18 protein-coding genes and 1 pseudogene are annotated in these 15,052 nt (G+C 69.2%); 5 read left to right on the top strand and 14 right to left on the bottom strand.

What is annotated here, in order from left to right:
* The first annotated feature begins 7 nt into the window (after positions 1-7).
* From rraA to Q9R19_RS12310, 3 genes and pseudogenes are all read left to right on the top strand, one after another.
* A pseudogene (rraA, locus tag Q9R19_RS12320) lies at positions 8-473 on the top strand (ribonuclease E activity regulator RraA).
* Positions 445-654 carry a hypothetical protein gene (locus Q9R19_RS12315; protein WP_311256691.1) on the top strand — a complete coding sequence of 70 codons (210 nt, stop codon included), beginning with the start codon at positions 445-447 and terminating at the stop codon, positions 652-654. The pseudogene rraA and the gene Q9R19_RS12315 overlap by 29 nt, the downstream one beginning before the upstream one ends.
* Positions 655-715: 61 nt before the next feature.
* A complete protein-coding gene (locus tag Q9R19_RS12310) occupies positions 716-1,933 on the top strand; it encodes a pyridoxal phosphate-dependent aminotransferase (protein ID WP_311256690.1) in 1,218 nt (405 codons plus the stop codon).
* Between the two features lie 59 nt (positions 1,934-1,992).
* On the opposite strand, the gene Q9R19_RS12305 is transcribed toward Q9R19_RS12310, so the two are convergent.
* The 8 genes from Q9R19_RS12305 to Q9R19_RS12270 form a co-directional block, all read right to left on the bottom strand.
* Positions 1,993-2,391, bottom strand: coding sequence for a VOC family protein (locus Q9R19_RS12305; RefSeq protein ID WP_311256689.1), 399 nt, complete (start codon positions 2,389-2,391; stop codon positions 1,993-1,995).
* Positions 2,392-2,429: 38 nt separating this feature from the next.
* Positions 2,430-3,572, bottom strand: a complete 1,143-nt coding sequence (locus Q9R19_RS12300; protein ID WP_311256688.1) for a UDP-N-acetylmuramate dehydrogenase — start codon at positions 3,570-3,572, stop codon at positions 2,430-2,432.
* Between the two features lies 1 nt (position 3,573).
* On the bottom strand, positions 3,574-3,975 hold the full coding sequence (locus tag Q9R19_RS12295; protein WP_311256687.1) for a MaoC/PaaZ C-terminal domain-containing protein: 402 nt from the start codon (positions 3,973-3,975) through the stop codon (positions 3,574-3,576).
* Positions 3,975-4,433, bottom strand: a complete 459-nt coding sequence (locus Q9R19_RS12290) for a MaoC family dehydratase N-terminal domain-containing protein (RefSeq protein WP_311256686.1) — start codon at positions 4,431-4,433, stop codon at positions 3,975-3,977. Before Q9R19_RS12290 ends, Q9R19_RS12295 begins: the two co-directional genes overlap by 1 nt.
* Positions 4,434-4,468: 35 nt before the next feature.
* A complete protein-coding gene (locus tag Q9R19_RS12285; protein ID WP_311256685.1) occupies positions 4,469-5,257 on the bottom strand; it encodes a sulfite exporter TauE/SafE family protein in 789 nt (262 codons plus the stop codon).
* Between the two features lie 74 nt (positions 5,258-5,331).
* Entirely contained in the window at positions 5,332-6,879 is a 1,548-nt protein-coding gene (locus tag Q9R19_RS12280) for a tripartite tricarboxylate transporter permease (RefSeq protein WP_311256684.1), read from the bottom strand.
* On the bottom strand, positions 6,879-7,424 hold the full coding sequence (locus Q9R19_RS12275) for a tripartite tricarboxylate transporter TctB family protein (protein ID WP_311256683.1): 546 nt from the start codon (positions 7,422-7,424) through the stop codon (positions 6,879-6,881). The genes Q9R19_RS12280 and Q9R19_RS12275 overlap by 1 nt, the downstream gene beginning before the upstream one ends.
* A gap of 1 nt (position 7,425) precedes the next feature.
* Positions 7,426-8,445, bottom strand: a complete 1,020-nt coding sequence (locus tag Q9R19_RS12270; RefSeq protein WP_311256682.1) for a tripartite tricarboxylate transporter substrate binding protein — start codon at positions 8,443-8,445, stop codon at positions 7,426-7,428.
* A gap of 154 nt (positions 8,446-8,599) precedes the next feature.
* Between Q9R19_RS12270 and Q9R19_RS12265 the strand changes: the two genes are divergently transcribed.
* Both Q9R19_RS12265 and Q9R19_RS12260 read left to right on the top strand, forming a co-directional pair.
* Positions 8,600-9,892, top strand: coding sequence for a PAS domain-containing protein (locus tag Q9R19_RS12265; protein ID WP_311256681.1), 1,293 nt, complete (start codon positions 8,600-8,602; stop codon positions 9,890-9,892).
* A 52-nt stretch (positions 9,893-9,944) separates the two neighbouring features.
* Positions 9,945-11,522 (top strand): AMP-binding protein, encoded by a 1,578-nt coding sequence (locus Q9R19_RS12260; protein ID WP_311256680.1) that lies wholly within the window; start codon positions 9,945-9,947, stop codon positions 11,520-11,522.
* Between the two features lie 145 nt (positions 11,523-11,667).
* Here the strand turns inward: Q9R19_RS12260 and rplQ are convergent, their stop codons facing one another.
* From rplQ to infA, 6 genes are all read right to left on the bottom strand, one after another.
* Positions 11,668-12,354, bottom strand: coding sequence for a 50S ribosomal protein L17 (rplQ, locus tag Q9R19_RS12255; RefSeq protein ID WP_311256679.1), 687 nt, complete (start codon positions 12,352-12,354; stop codon positions 11,668-11,670).
* A gap of 35 nt (positions 12,355-12,389) precedes the next feature.
* Positions 12,390-13,379, bottom strand: coding sequence for a DNA-directed RNA polymerase subunit alpha (locus Q9R19_RS12250; RefSeq protein WP_311256678.1), 990 nt, complete (start codon positions 13,377-13,379; stop codon positions 12,390-12,392).
* 130 nt (positions 13,380-13,509) lie between these two features.
* The gene (rpsK, locus tag Q9R19_RS12245) at positions 13,510-13,908 is read right to left on the bottom strand and encodes a 30S ribosomal protein S11 (RefSeq protein WP_307371760.1); all 399 of its coding nucleotides are present in this window, start codon (positions 13,906-13,908) and stop codon (positions 13,510-13,512) included.
* Between the two features lie 27 nt (positions 13,909-13,935).
* Positions 13,936-14,310, bottom strand: coding sequence for a 30S ribosomal protein S13 (gene rpsM, locus Q9R19_RS12240; RefSeq protein WP_311256677.1), 375 nt, complete (start codon positions 14,308-14,310; stop codon positions 13,936-13,938).
* 256 nt (positions 14,311-14,566) lie between these two features.
* A complete protein-coding gene (rpmJ, locus tag Q9R19_RS12235) occupies positions 14,567-14,683 on the bottom strand; it encodes a 50S ribosomal protein L36 (protein WP_071644008.1) in 117 nt (38 codons plus the stop codon).
* Between the two features lie 67 nt (positions 14,684-14,750).
* Positions 14,751-14,972 (bottom strand): translation initiation factor IF-1, encoded by a 222-nt coding sequence (infA, locus tag Q9R19_RS12230; protein ID WP_017201569.1) that lies wholly within the window; start codon positions 14,970-14,972, stop codon positions 14,751-14,753.
* Between the last annotated feature and the right edge of the window lie 80 nt (positions 14,973-15,052).

Here is a 15,052-nt window from a genome sequence, read left to right as displayed (position 1 = left end):
GAGCATCATGACCGCCACCGCCGACCTCTACGACCTGCACGGCGAAGACCTGCAGTCCCTCCCCCTGCAGCTGCGCTGCTTCGGTGGCCTGCGACGCTTCGAAGGCCCCATCCGCACCGTGCGGTGCTTTCAGGACAACGCCCTGCTCAAGCGGATCCTCGCCGCTCCGGGAGACGGAGCGGTGATGGTCGTCGACGGTGCGGGTTCGCTGGAGACCGCATTGATGGGCGACATGATCGCGCAGAGTGCGGTGGACTCCGGGTGGGCGGGGGTGGTGATCCACGGGTGCGTGCGCGACAGCGTCGCGCTGCTCGAGATGCCCCTCGGCGTGAAGGCCCTGGGCACGAACCCCGCGCAAGAGCGGCAAGCAGGGCACAGGCGAGGCCGACGTCGTCGTGCAGTTCGGCGGGGTGTCCTTCCGTCCCGGCGCCCGCCTCTACGCCGATGAGGACGGCATCCTGGTCGAACGCTGAGCTGGAGGTCGGTCGCCGAGTCGCGGGCGGTCCGGAGCTGCTGGACGGCACTCACCGCGGCCTGTGGCACTTCAGCATCTGGCTGATGGCCAGCGCGCACGGCGTGCACACGGCGCCGAACGTGCTCGTGGACCTCACCGATCCGCAGCATCCGATCCGTCGCTACGCGGATTCCTGCTGAGCACGCCTACTCCGCCCGCGGGCCCTCGAAGAGCCGCTCACGGCCGGGTAGCATCTGAGGTGTGACCGAACGTGCCACTCTCTCCCGCAAGCTGTCCGCGATCGCCGAGTCCGCCACCCTCAAAGTGGATGCCAAGGCCAAGGCCCTCAAGGCGGAGGGCAAGCCCGTCATCTCCTACGCCGCCGGTGAGCCCGACTTCGCCACGCCTCAGTTCATCGTGGATGCCGCGGCCGAGGCCCTCGCCGACCCTGCGAGCTACCGCTACACCCCCGCCGCGGGGCTTCCCGCGCTGCGCGAGGCGATCGTCGCGAAGACGCTGCGCGACTCGGGGCTGGAGGTCTCGCCCAGCCAGATCATCGTGACCAACGGCGGCAAGCAGTCGGTGTACCAGGCTTTCCAGACGGTGGTGAACCCGGGTGATGAGGTGCTGCTCCCGGCTCCGTACTGGACCACGTACCCCGAGGCGATCCGGCTGGCCGACGGCACGCCCGTCGAGGTGTTCGCCGGCGCCGACCAGGAGTACAAGGTCACCGTCGAACAGCTCGAAGCGGCCCGCACCGACCGCACCACGGCGCTGGTGTTCGTCTCGCCGTCGAACCCGACCGGATCGGTGTACACCGCCGAGGAGACGAAGGCGATCGCCGAGTGGGCCCTCGAACACGGCATCTGGATCATCTCCGACGAGATCTATCAGAACCTGACCTACGACGGCGTGAAGGCCACCTCGGTGGTGCAGGCGCTGCCCGAGATCGCGAGCCAGACGATCCTCGTCAACGGCGTGGCCAAGACCTACGCGATGACGGGCTGGCGCGTGGGCTGGATGGTCGGACCCGCGGATGCCATCAAGATCGCCGGCAACCTGCAGTCGCACCTGTCCAGCAACGTGAACAACGTCGCGCAGCGCGGCGCGATCGCCGCCCTGAACGGACCGCAGGACGAGGCCGAGCAGATGCGCCAGGCCTTCGACCGCCGTCGCCGTCTGATCGTCTCCGAGCTGTCGAAGATCGAGGGTCTCGTCGTCCCGACCCCCACCGGCGCCTTCTACGTGTACCCCGACGTGCAGGGCCTGCTGAACCGCACGTGGACCCGCCGCGACGGCAGCACGGTGACGCCCACCACCTCGCTCGAGCTCGCGGACTTCATCCTCGACGAGGCCGAGGTCGCGGTCGTCCCAGGCGAGGCGTTCGGCCCCTCCGGCTACATCCGCATGTCGTACGCGCTGGGCGACGACCAGCTGCTGGAGGGCGTGCAGCGCCTGCAGAAGCTGTTCGCGTCCTGAGCCGCCCCGATCCTTCCTGCACCCCTGGCATGGACATCCGTGCCGGGGGTGCCGTGTCTTCAGCCCTGGTGGCCGATCAGCCAGCGCACCCCGTGCCGGTCGACCAGCGTGCCGTCGGAATCACCCCAGGGGCGCTTCTGCAGCGGGTCGATGATCTCCCCGCCTGCGGCGAGCGCGTCGAACCAGCCGGCGAGCCTGTCCGGGTCGGCGGTGCCGAGGAGGGAGAGGAACATGCCGCTCATCGCCACCGCGTCCTCGCCGGTCGCGGCATCCGCTCCCGCCAGCTCGACCGGGCCGTTCACCAGCATCCCGTGCGCGATCGCGTCCTCGGGACCGTCGGTGCGCCCGGCCTGCGCGTAGGTGAACATCTGCAGTTCGCCGCCGAAGATCGCGGCGTACTGCTGCAGCGCCTCGGCTGCGTCTCCGGGGAACAGCAGGTAGGGGATCAATCCGCTCATCCGGCGAGCCTACGCAGGATGGGTCGCGATCACCAGACCTACAGCTCCACCCCCACGAGCACGGGTTCGGGCTGCAGCAGCAGTCCGAATTCCGAGTGCACACGGCTCTGGATGAACCGGGCCAGCTCACTCAGCTCCGCGGCGGTCGCACCACCGCGATTGGTCAGTGCGAGGGCGTGCTTGGTCGAGATCGACGCACGCGAGCGCGGCAGCTTGAACCCCTTGCCGATACCGGATTGCTCGATCAGCCACGCGGAGCTGACCTTGACCAGCCCTTCCGGGCTCTCGGCGCGCGGAGTGAGTCCGTAGTACTCCTCCAGCGGGATGACCGTGATGGTGTCCAGGTCGGGTTCGACAGGCCAGCGCGGGCACTCCGCAGGCAGAGTGCGGGCGATGTGCTCGGGGACGATCGCGTTCTGGAAGAACGATCCCGCGCTGTGCGTGTCGGGATCGTGCTCGTCGAGCAGCATCCCCTTCGCGGCGCGCGTGGCCAGGATGCGGGAGCGCACCCACTCCAGCGGCACCGGCTCGAAGTCGTCCAGCCCCAGCGCCCGGCGCAGCTGCTCGCCGCGGATGACCCGTCCGGCGTCGCCCGTGGCGGCCAGGTCGAGCGTGACCGAGCTGATCACCGCACGTCGCTGCGGCACGCCGCCATGATGATGCTTGAGCACCGAGGTGCGGAACCCCAGCCCCAGTTCGGCGGCCGGGACGGCGACCGGCGCGTCCGCGCCCTCGTCGATCAGCTCGACCTCGACCAGGGTCTCCTGGATCTCCTGCCCGTACGCGCCGACGTTCTGCACCGGCGCGGCCCCGACGGTGCCGGGGATGCCGCTCATCGCCTCGATGCCGGCGTAGCCGCGCTCGACGGCATACGCCACCAGCGCGTCCCAGCTGTGGCCTGCCTGCACGCGCAACCGGATGCGGCCGGGATGCGGGGACGGCAGCTCCTCGATGCCGGTGGTGAGGATGCGGATCACCGCGCCCTCGAACGGCTCGTCCCCCGCGAACAGATTCGACCCGCCGCCCAGCACGAACCACTCGTCGCCGTCGGCCCAGACCTCGCGCAGCGCCTGCACGAGGTCATCCGTGGTCACGGCATCCAGCATCCGTTCGGGAGCGACTCCCGTGCGCAGCGTCGTCAGCTGCCGCAGCGGGATCGGAGTGACCTCGAGGGACGCCATGTCAGAGCGCGACCCGCAGCTGCGCCTTGACGAGCACGGTCGTCTCGGCCGCCTTCACGGTCAGGTCGATGCGCGCCGAGGTCTCGTCCACGGCGCCGATCTTCGCGAGCACGTGCACCTCGGCGCCGGTCTCGGGATCGACGACCACGGGCTTGGTGAAGCGCACGCCGTAGTCGACCAGCCGGGCATCCGCCGGCAGGGCGGCGACGACGACCGACGAGGCGATGCCCATGGTCAGCATCCCGTGCGCGAGCACGCCGGGCAGCCCCACGGCGGCGGCGACGTCGTCACGGTAGTGGATCGGGTTGAAGTCGCCGGACGCTCCGGCGTAGCGCACCAGCGACTCGCGGGTCAGGTGCACGGTGCGCTCTGCGATCACGTCGCCCACGGTGAACTCGGCCATCACTTCGCCTCCTCGGGGTCCTGCCCGACCAGCAGCACGCTGGTCGCGGTCACCACGTGCGCGCCCGCGGCGTCGGTGATGGTCGCGTCGCTCGTGATCATCGCATTGCCGCCGAGGGTGCGGATGCCGGTGACCGAGAGCTGCGCGGTCAGCTCATCGCCCGCGACGATCGGACGCGAATACGCGAAGCGCTGCTCGGCGTGGATGGTGCGCGCCAGCACGATGCCGGAGTCCGGCTCCGCCAGCAACTGCTGCAGCGTGAGGTCCTGGATGACCATGGCGAAGGTCGGCGGCGCCACCACGTCGGCGTAGCCGGCAGCCTGCGCCGCGTCCACGTCGGTGTGCTGCGGGGCATCGGCGAACACCGCGCGGGCGAACTCGCGCACCTTCTCACGTCCGACCAGGTAGGGGGCCGTCGGCGGGAACTCCCGGCCGACCAGTTCGTTGTTCACGGGCACCCCTCGATCCTATCCGGGGTGCGCGTGCGGCGATCTCAGCGGGTGCGGATCGCCTTGATCGTCATCTGGGCGGCGATGGCCACGATGTACGCCGCGAACAGCACATTGCCGGTGGTCGGGTCGATCAGTGTCGCCAGCCAGGCGCCGAGCGCAGTCATGGTGCACGCCGACACCCCGATGATCGCCGCTCCGAGCAGCTCCACGTTGCGGTGCCGCAGGTTGCCGATCGTGCCGGACACCGCGGTCGGGATCATCATCATCAGCGAGGTGCCCTTGGCGACCAGGTCGCTGGTGCCGAACACGATCATCAGGGCGGGGACCACGATCACCCCTCCCCCGACGCCGATCAGGCCCGCCACCACGCCGGTGACGACGCCGACCAGCAGCATCCCGATCCCGTTCGCCCAGCCCAGCTCGAACGTCGATTCCCGCGAGGGGATGATCACGAACAGGCTGACGAGCACGATCAGCAGGAACACGACGAAGCCCCAGCGCAGCGCGCGCTGCGAGACCCTCGGCATCAGGCGGGAGCCGATCTGCGCTCCCGCCACCGCCCCGGCCGCCAGGATGAGCGCGGCGACCCACGCGACCGAGCCCGACAGCGCATAGCTGATCACTCCGACGGCTGCCGTCGGCACGATCGCGGCCAGCGACGTACCGGCTGCGCGACGCTGGTCGAAACGCAGCAGCAGCACCAGCAGGGGAACGATGACGGTGCCCCCGCCCACCCCGAACAGGCCGGAGAGAAGACCGGCTGCCAGACCGATCAGCACGAAGCCGACGTACGCGCGAGGCCCCCGGGTGATCGCCTGTTCCTCGTGCACGGAACCAGACTATCCCGGGAGCCTCGCGCGCCGTCGGCGATGACGCCGTCGGCGGCGCCCCCAGCGGACGCGGTTCACACCTCCTGATCAGCTTGGATCGGCACGGCGATCGACTCGGTGAGCTGCCGCTCGTAGCGGTTCTGCCGCCGACGCAGCCACAGCGCCCCGAGGATCAGCACGACCAGCACCGCGTACGCGCAGGCGGCGAACGGGCTGGCGATCAGCGTCATCGGGTCGCCCTGGCTCAGCTGCAGCGCCTTGCGCAGCTCGGCCTCGCCCATCGGCCCCAGGATCATCCCGACCACCAGCGGCGCCACGGGTATCCCGTACCGGCGCATGAAGTACCCGAGAACGCCGATGATCACCAGAATGATGATGTCGGAGATGTTGAACTTGATCGCGAACGCGCCGAACGCCGCGAACATGAGGATGCCGGCGTACAGGTACGGTCGCGGGATCTGCAGCAGCTTGACCCACATGCCCACCAGCGGCAGATTCAGCACGATCAGGATCAGGTTGCCCAGGTACAGGCTGGCCACCAGCGCCCACACCAGCTGCGGCTGGTTGGTGAACAGCAGCGGTCCGGGCTGGATGCCGTAGGACTGGAACGCGAACAGGATGATCGCCGCGGTCGCGGTGGTCGGCAGCCCGAGTGTCAGCAGCGGCACGAGCACGCCGGCGGCCGCGGCGTTGTTGGCGGCCTCGGGGCCGGCGACGCCCTCGATGGCGCCACGGCCGAACTGCTCCTTGTGCGTGGAGAGCTTCTGCTCGGTCGCGTAGGAGAGGAAGGTCGCGACGTCGGCGCCTCCGGCGGGGATCGTCCCGATCGGGAAGCCGATGGCCGTGCCGCGCAGCCACGGCTTCCACGAACGACGCCAGTCGTCCCTGGTCATCCAGCTGCGCCACCCCTTGGTGACCGGGATGATGTCGACGCCGCCCCGGCGCATGCGCGAGGCGACGTAGAGCGTCTCGCCGACGGCGAAGAGACCGACCGCGACGAGCACCACGCTGATGCCCTGGCCCAGCTCGGGGATGCCGAGCGTGTAGCGCTGCTGACCCGAGAGCGCGTCGGTGCCGACCAGACCGATGAACAGGCCGATCGCCAGGGAGAGCACCCCGCGCGAGACCGATCTGCCCATCAGCGCGCCGACGGTGATGAACGCCACGACGATGAGCGCGAGCTTGTCCGGGTTGCCGAGCGAGACGGCGAAGTCGGCCAGGATCGGCGCGAGCAGGGTGAGGCCCACCGTGGCGATGGTGCCGGCGATGAACGATCCGATGGCCGCCGTGGCGAGCGCTGCCGCGCCGCGCCCCAGCTTGGCCATCTTGTTGCCTTCTATGGCGGTGACGATCGACGCGGATTCGCCGGGGGTGTTCAGCAGGATGCTGGTGGTCGATCCGCCGTACATGCCGCCGTAGTAGATGCCGGCGAAGGTGATGATCGCCGCCGTCGCATCGAGCGAGTACGTCAGCGGCAGCAGCAGCGCCACCGTCATGGCGGGCCCGATGCCGGGCAGCACGCCCACCGCGGTGCCGATGAAGACGCCGATGAACGCCCACATCAGGTACTGCGGCTGCAGCGCGGTCGCGAAGCCCTCCAGGAGCAGGGTCCAGCTGTCCATCAGAACATCCCTCCCAGCCAGCCGAACGCGGGACCCCAGGGCAGCGAGAGGCCGAGCAGCCCGCCGAAGACGATCTGCACCGCCAGCGCGACGACGAGGCCGACCACGAATCCCAGCCACCACCGCTTCGCACCGAGCGCCCAGGCGACGATGCCGAACAGGACGGCGGCGGCGGGCGCCCAGCCGGTGAACCGGATCAGCACCAGGTGCACCACGATGGCGCCGACGATCTTCGCGAGAGTGACCCAGTCGGTCCTCGCGTCGGGGTCGATGTCCTCGCCGTCCTCCAGCTCGGCGCGGTCACCGCGCAGCACGCCGACGACCACGGCGGCCGCGGACCCGATCAGCAGGATCGACACGACGATCGGGAACACCCTGGGCCCGACCTGGATGCCGACGGGGACGTGGATGGTGAAGGCGCCGATCAGGGCGAGGACGCCGAGGATGAACAGGAGCAGGGCGAACACGAGCTCTCCGATGGGAACCCGCGGGGCGGGCCGAGTCGTCTCGGCCCGCCCGTCCGCCCCGGCGATCGGGGCGCTCATGTCAGATCAGCCCGATGTTCTTCAGCGTGCCGGTGACGTCGGTGATGTTCTGCTCGATGAAGGTGTCCAGCTCGGAGCCGGTCAGGAAGGCATCCGCCCAGCCCTTGGTCTCCAGCTCCTTCTTCCAGGCGTCGGTGTCATGCATCTCGGTGACGATGCGCTCCAGCTCGGCGCGCTCCGCGTCGCTGATGTCACCCGGCGCGATCACGCCGCGCCAGTTGGTGAGCTCCACGTCGTAGCCGGCGTCGGTGATGGTGGGCACGTCGGGCAGCTGGGCGACCGGCTCGGCACCGGAGACCGCCAGCGCGCGCATCTTGCCCGATTCGATGTGCTGCTGGAACTCGGCGACGCCGGAGATGCCGGCATCCACCTTGCCGCCCAGGATCAGCGACACGGCCTCGCCGCCGCCGGCGTTGGGCGTGTAGTTCAGCTTCTGCGGGATCTCCGCGCTGTCCAGCCCCGCGGCCTCCAGCAGGAGGCCGGCGAGGATGTGGTCGGCACCGCCGGCGGAGCCGCCGGTGACGGTGACGGCCTGGCCGTTGTCGACGATGTCCTCGACGAGGTCCTTCAGCGTCTCGTACTTCGAGTCGGCCGGCACGACCACGACCAGCGCCTCGTCGGTGAGGCGGGCGATCGGCGTGGTGTCCTCCAGGCGCACCTGCGACGCGTTCGTCTCGATGGCCCCCACCATCACCAGGCCGTTGACCATGAGCGTGGCGGGATCCTTCTCGGTGGCCAGCTGCGCCAGTCCGATCGTGCCGCCGGCGCCGCCGACGTTCGTCACCGGAGCGGTCTTCACGATCTTGTCCTCGGTGAGCACCTTGGCCATCGTGCGGCCGGTCTGGTCCCATCCGCCGCCGGGATCGGCGGGGACGATGATCGAGACGTCGGAGAAGCTCGCATCCGCGTCTCCACCGGCATCCGTCTTCCCGCCTGGACTGCTCTGGGCCGAGCATCCGGCCAGGGCGAGGGCGGCGATCGCCGCGATCGCGACGACGGCACTTCTTCGTGACTTCTTCATGTGCTCCTCCTCGAGCGCTGGAATGACCACACGCTATGCATCGCGGCAGGCCCGCCCTCGCTTCGGAAAGCATTGGTCGCGTTTCGAAACTATTGGTCTCGGATGCCGGCTCCGCCCGGTTCCCGGGCGCCGGACGCGCGGGGAGAATGGAGCGGTGGCCTCGAAGATGATGCACGCGCCCGCGGACGCGCACGGCGGCAGGATGACGCTGCGCGTGCAGCTGCTGCTCTTGCAGGCCCTCATCGTCGCGGTCGTCACCCTGATCGCCGGGGCCACCGCCGGAGTGATCCAGGCGCACACCGTGCGCGACGCGTACGAGGACCGGATGCTGGCGGTGGCGCAGTCGGTCGCGTCGATGCCCGTGATCCGCGCGGCCTTCGACGATGCGGACCCGTCTGCGACCATCCAGCCGCTGGCCGAGGCCATCCGCACCGCGTCGGACCTGACCTACGTCGTGGTCGCCAACGCCGACGGCATCCGCTACTCGCACCCCAACCCGGCGAACCTCGGCAAGCACGTGTCCACCGATGCGTCCATTCCGCTCTCGGGAAAGGTCTACATGGGCACCCAGACCGGAACGCTGGGACCATCGTGGCGAGTGAAGGTGCCCATCTTCGCCGACGACTCGCAGGTGATCGGCACCGTGTCGGTGGGCATCCTCGAGACGGAGGGCGTGGGTGAGTTCACCGGCTACCTGGCCTGGATCATCGGCGCCATGCTCGCCGCGGTGGTGCTGGGCATGTTCGGCTCCGCCTGGGTGACGGCCGTGATCCGCCGCCGCATCCACCGGCTGGAGCCGTACGAGATCACGGCGCTGGTGCGCAACCAGGAGACCACGCTGCACGGGCTCAGCGAGGGTGTCATCACCGTCGACGCGCAGGGCGTGATCACGCTCGCCAACGACGCGGCCGCGCGGCTGCTGGGAGCGGATGCGAACTCGCTGACCGGCTCGCCCGCGGCCGAGGTGCTCGGCGAGGAGCTGATGGGCGTGCTGCGCGACGGGGAGGACGCCGGGCGACCGGTGATCGTCGGCAGCTGCGTGCTCGTCGCCCGCAGCACCGGCGCTCGGGTGGACGACGCGGCCGTCGAGGCGACGCTGCTGCTGCGCGACCACACCGAGCTGCACGACGTCGTGCGCCGCGTGGATGCCGCGGATGCCATCATCGCGTTCCGGCAGCGCGCGGGCCTTCCCAAGGGGCTCAGCGCCGAGACGCTGAGCAGAGTCGCGGCCGCGCTGGCCCGGCATCCGGACTGCTCCGCCGCCGAGCTGGGCGAGGTGCTGTCGATGTCGCGGGTGAGCGCGCGGCGCTATCTGGAGCATCTGGCCAGCACGGGCCGGGCCCTGCGCGCGCTGGACTACTCCACGAAGGGCCGGCCGGGCACGCGCTACCGCGCGAACGAGCCGGCGGGAGCACTGGGGACCGCGTCCCCGTCTGTGCGAGACTGACTCCCACACCGCCCGGTGCGCCTGACACCCGGCGTCGATCGAAGGAGATCACATGTTCCGCAGCGCCTACCCCGAGGTCGAGATCCCGGCCCTCTCCATCTACGACTACCTGTTCGGCGACCTGGACGAGGCCGCCCTCGACCGCGTCGCCATCGTCGACGGCTCCTCCGGGGCGGAGACCAGCTACCGGCAGCTCGTCGCGCAGATCGACCTGTTCGCCGGCGCCCTGGCGGCCCGCGGTGCCGGAGTCGGCACGAAGGTCGGCGTGCTCTGCCCGAACGTGCCCGCGTTCGCGACCGTGTTCCACGGCATCCTGCGCGCGGGGGCGACCGCGACCACCATCAACTCGCTCTACACGGCCGACGAGATCGAGAACCAGCTGCGCGATGCCGAGGCCGAATGGCTCATCACCGTCTCCCCGCTGCTGGCGGGCGCCAAGGAGGCCGCGGCCCGGATGGGGTTCGATGACGACCACCTCATCGTCCTGGACGGCGCGGACGGGCATCCGAACCTGCGCGACCTGCTCGGCGAAGGGCATCCCGCACCGGAGGTCTCCTTCGATCCCGCCACGCACCTGGCCGTGCTCCCCTACTCCTCCGGCACCACCGGGCGCCCGAAGGGCGTGATGCTCACGCACCGCAACCTGGTCGCCAACGTCGCCCAGTGCGTGCCCATGCTGAGCGTCGACGAGACCGATCGCGTGCTGGCGGTGCTGCCGTTCTTCCACATCTACGGCATGACCGTGCTGCTGAACTTCGCGATCCGCAAGCGCGCGGGGCTGGTGACCATGCCCCGCTTCGACCTGACGGAGTTCCTGCGCATCGTCTCCGAGCACCGCACCAGCTGGGTGTTCATCGCCCCGCCCATCGCGGTGGCGCTGGCCAAGCATCCGCTCGTGGACCAGTACGACCTGTCGGGCGTGAAGGTGATCTTCTCGGGCGCCGCCCCGCTGGACGGCTCACTGGCAGCCGCCGTCGCGGGCCGGCTGGACTGCGAGGTCGTGCAGGGGTACGGCATGACCGAGACCAGCCCCGCCGTGAACCTCATCCCCGCCGAGCGCACTGATGTGGACAAGTCCTCGATCGGACCGCTGGTCCCGAACACCGAGGCCCGGCTGGTCGATCCCGACACCGGCGCCGACGTCGAGCCGCCCGCCGAGGGCGCCAGCGCGCCGGGCGAGCTGTGGGTGCGCGGCCCGCAGGTGATGGTCGGCTACCTGAACCGTCCGGATGCGACGGCGGACATGCTGGATGCCGATGGCTGGCTGCACACCGGCGACATCGCCACCGTCACCGTCGACGGGATCTTCCGGATCGTGGACCGTTTGAAGGAGCTGATCAAGTACAAGGGGTATCAGGTGGCGCCCGCCGTCCTCGAGGCCGTGCTGCTCGAGCATCCGCAGATCGCGGATGCCGCGGTGATCGGCGCGCGCGACGCTGACGGGCAGGAGGTGCCGAAGGCGTTCGTGGTGCCGCAGGCCGGCGCGCAGCTGACGGCGGAGGAGGTGATGGCGTTCGTCGCCGAGCACGTCGCGCCGCACGAGAAGGTGCGCCTGGTCGAGTTCATCGACGTCATCCCCAAGTCGAGCTCGGGCAAGATCCTGCGCAAGGATCTGCGGGCGCGCGCCTGAACGGTCGAGCCCTGGGTCGCTGAGCCGGTCGCTTGTACTGAGCGAGCGAAGCGAGTCGAAGTGAAGCGTCGCAGGACCGGACATCCGGATGCGAAAGAGCCCGCCACCTCGGAAGGTGACGGGCTCTTTCAGCGTGCGCTGCGGCTTACTTGCCGGCCTCGACGAAGCCTGCGGCCTCGGCGGCCTCAGCGGTGCGGAACCACACCTCTGCGACGGTCGCGTCGTACCACTGGCCACCGGGCTGGTGGAACTTCATGGAGTCCTTGTTGCCCTTGATGTCGAAGCCCTCGGGCGCGGAGCCGTCCTCGAGCGGGGCGGCGGAGTCCTCGCCGAAGCCGCCGTCGACGAGAGCTGCCGGAGCGGCGGTCTCCTCGGCGGGAGCCTGCTCAGCCTTCTCGGCCTTGGGCGCCTTCTCGGGCTTGGCAGCCTTGGGTGCAGCGGCCTTGGCGGCCTTCTTCGCCTTCGGCGCGACCGGCTCGAGGACGAGCTCGATCACGGCCATGGGCGCGTTGTCGCCCTTGCGGTTGCCGACCTTGGTGATGCGGGTGTAGCCGCCCTCACGCTCGGCGACGAGCGGCGCGATCTCGTTGAAGAGGATGTGCGCGGCGTCCTTGTTGGAACGCAGCACGGTCAGCGCACGACGGCGGGCGTGCAGGTCGCCGCGCTTGCCGAGCGTGATGAGGCGCTCCGCCAGCGGACGCAGGCGCTTCGCCTTGGTCTCGGTCGTCTTGATCGACTTGTGGGTGAAGAGCGCTGCCGCGAGGTTCGCGAGAAGAAGGCGCTCGTGTGCGGGGCCGCCTCCGAGGCGGGGACCCTTGGTGGGCTTGGGCATAATCGTCTATCTCCTGGTCGGAAAGAGGTCGGGTGTCAGAAGGACTCGTCTTCGCCTGCGCCGTAGAAGTGGGCGCCGTCGAAACCGGGCACCGAGTCCTTCAGCGACAGACCGAGCGAGATGAGCTTGTCGCGCACCTCGTCGACCGACTTCTGACCGAAATTGCGGATGTTCATCAGCTGCGTCTCCGAGAGGGCGACCAGCTCCGAGACGGTGTTGATGCCCTCGCGCTTGAGGCAGTTGTACGAGCGCACCGACAGGTCGAGGTCCTCGATCGGCATGGAGAGCTCGCTGGAGAGGACGGCCTCGACCGGCGCGGGGCCGATCTCGATGCCCTCGGCCTCGACGTTCAGCTCGCGGGCGAGACCGAACAGCTCGGTGAGGGTCTTGGCCGCCGAGGCGACCGCGTCGCGCGGGCTGATCGCCGACTTCGTCTCCACGTCCAGGACGAGCTTGTCGAAGTCGGTGCGCTCACCGGCACGCGTGGCGTCCACGCGGTAGGCGACCTTCAGCACCGGCGAGTAGATCGAGTCCACCGGGATCTGACCGGCCTCGGCGTACTCGTTGCGGTTCTGCGCGGCGGAGACGTAGCCGCGACCGCGCTCGATGGTCAGCTCGAGCTCGAACCGAGCGGTGTCGTTGAGCGTCGCGATGACCAGGTCGGGGTTGTGCACCTCGACCCCCGCCGGAGCGGAGATGTCCGCGGCAGTGACCTCGCCGGCACCCGTCTTGCGCAGGTAGGCGGTGATGGGCTCGTCGCGCTCGCTGGAGACGACCAGCTGCTTGATGTTGAGGATGATCTCGGTGACGTCCTCCTTCACACCGGGGATCGTGCTGAACTCGTGCAGCACGCCGTCGATGCGAATGGTGGTGACCGATGCGCCGGGGATCGAGGAGAGCAGGCTGCGACGCAGCGCGTTGCCGATCGTGTAGCCGAATCCGGGCTCGAGCGGCTCGATGACGAACCGGCTGCGGTTCTCGGAGATCTTTTCCTCGGTGAGAGTGGGACGCTGTGCGATGAGCACTATGTGTTCCTTTCGATCGCGTGCCCGCTATATGACACGCGTTTTGGTGAGGTCTTGAGTTGTGGAGTTCTGCGGGCGACTGTGCCCTGCCGGGCCCCGGAGGGCCCCAGCAGGGCAGCAATCAGCGAGATCAGACGCGGCGGCGCTTGGGCGGGCGGCAGCCGTTGTGCGCCTGCGGGGTGACGTCCTGGATGGACCCCACCTCGAGGCCGGCGGCCTGCAGCGAGCGGATCGCGGTCTCGCGGCCCGAACCCGGACCCTTCACGAAGACGTCGACCTTCTTCACGCCGTGCTCCGACGCCTGGCGGGCGGCGGACTCGGCCGCCATGCCGGCGGCGTACGGGGTGGACTTGCGCGAGCCCTTGAAGCCCACGCCACCCGACGAGGCCCAGCTGATGACAGCGCCGGACGGGTCGGTGATCGAGACGATCGTGTTGTTGAACGTCGACTTGATGTGGGCCTGGCCCAGCGCGATGTTCTTCTTCTCCTTGCGGCGCGGCTTGCGCGCGGCGGCCTTGGGTGCAGCCATGAAAGTGTTCTCCTATTCCCTGGCCGCTTAGCGGGCCTTCTTCTTGCCGGCGACGGTGCGCTTCGGGCCCTTGCGGGTACGGGCGTTGGTCTTGGTGCGCTGACCGCGGACCGGGAGGCCGCGACGGTGGCGGATGCCCTCGTAGGAGCCGATCTCGACCTTGCGGCGGATGTCTGCGGCGACCTCGCGGCGAAGGTCACCCTCCACCTTGTAGTTGCCTTCGATGTGGTCGCGCAGGGCGACCAGCTGCTCGTCGCTGAGGTCCTTGACGCGGATCGACTCGTCGATCTCTGTCGCCTGCAGGATCTCGGCGGAGCGGGTGCGGCCGATGCCGTAGATGTAGGTGAGGGCGATCACCACGCGCTTGTCGCGCGGGATGTCAACGCCGGCAAGACGTGCCATGCGGTTCTCCTGGAGTGTTGTGGAGGTGTGGAGCAGCATCCGTTCCCGGGCCTCCGCCCCGAGGTGTCCGCTTCGTCGAGAAGCATCCGATGCTGCCTGTTGTGATGACCGGTCGTTGAGCGAGCGAAGCGAGACGAAACGCTCGCGCTGACCGTGTTTCGATATTGAGTTGTGGCCCAGGTCTCGGCTCGCTTGCGCTCGCTCAACCTTGACGTTCGCGTGTCAACGCGGCTTCGCCGCATTGACACGACTCACGTCAGCCCTGGCGCTGCTTGTGGCGCGGGTTGCTCTTGCAGATCACCATGACGCGACCGTGACGACGGATCACGCGGCAGTGGTCGCAGATGGGCTTGACGCTGGGGTTGACCTTCATGATGTTTCCTGTTCGCTGTCTTCACCGAGCGGGCGCGCAAGCGCCCGAGGTGTTACTTCTCGACCGATCAGCGGTAGCGGTAGACGATGCGGCCGCGGGTGAGGTCGTAGGGCGAGAGCTCCACGACCACGCGGTCCTCGGGGATGATGCGGATGTAGTTCTGCCGCATCTTTCCGGAGATCGTCGCCAGGACCTTGTGACCGTTGCTCAGCTCGACGCGGAACATCGCGTTGGGAAGAGCCTCGGAGATCACGCCCTCGATCTCGATGACACCGTCTTTCTTAGCCATAGCCTCGCTGACGCTTCTGCAGACCGGTCGATCTGCGGTGGATGGGTGATGATTGGCGCCACCTCATCCGGACACGCCGG

The sequence above is a fragment of the Microbacterium sp. ARD32 genome (genome assembly GCF_031844385.1).
Lineage (GTDB): Bacteria > Actinomycetota > Actinomycetes > Actinomycetales > Microbacteriaceae > Microbacterium.
Note: the sequence above shows the minus strand (reverse complement) of the source record. Positions and strands in the feature narration are given on the sequence as shown.